The 797-nt window shown below is 63.6% G+C and carries 1 protein-coding gene; it reads right to left on the reverse strand.

The window, feature by feature from the left end; genetic code table 11:
* A partial coding sequence (locus tag CUC53_RS18540; protein WP_272896787.1) for a carboxyl transferase domain-containing protein occupies positions 1 to 797 on the reverse strand: 797 nt, incomplete at both ends.

Consider the following 797-nt stretch of genomic DNA (forward strand, 5'->3'; position numbering starts at 1 on the left):
GCTCAAGCACGGGGGTGCGGATGGCGGCCGCCTCCTGCTCGCTCAGGCTCTTGCCCTCGGCCGCCAGCTTGTCGCGGCGCACCTGCACCAGCACTCCGGCCGCTTGCTCGCCGCCCATGACCGAGATCCGGCTGTTGGGCCAGCTAAACAGAAAATCGGGTTCATAGGCGCGGCCGCACATGCCGTAGTTGCCGGCGCCAAAGCTGCCGCCAACGATCAGGGTGATCTTGGGCACCCGGCTGCAGGCCACGGCGGTGACCAGCTTGGCGCCATGCTTGGCGATCCCCCCTTTTTCGGCGCTGCTCCCGACCATAAAGCCGGTGATGTTCTGCAAAAACAGCAGCGGGATGGCGCGCCGATTACAGAGTTGGATAAAGTGGGCCCCCTTCTGGGCGCTGTCGCTGTGCAGCACCCCGTTGTTGGCGATGATCCCCACCGCCATGCCGCCAATACGGGCAAATCCAGTCACCAAAGTAGTGCCGAACAGCGCCTTAAATTCGTCAAAGTCAGAGCCATCCACCAGTCGGGCGATCAGCTCGCGGGCGTCATAAGCGCGTTTGAGGTTTGCCCCCACCAGCCCATAGATCTCTGCTATCGGGTAGCAGGGGGGCTCATAGCAGGGCTCATCGTAGGTTGGGCTGACCGATGCTAATCCTGACGCCTTGGTATCCTCACTGCCCAGATGAGTGAGCAGGGTACGGGCGATGGCCAGTGCATGGCCATCGTCGCGGGCCATATGATCGGCCACCCCCGATTGGGCGCAGTGCACCTCAGCACCGCCCAAGGCCTCGGCGCTG

The sequence above is a fragment of the Aeromonas cavernicola genome (genome assembly GCF_002795305.1).
GTDB classification, from domain to species: domain Bacteria; phylum Pseudomonadota; class Gammaproteobacteria; order Enterobacterales; family Aeromonadaceae; genus Aeromonas; species Aeromonas cavernicola.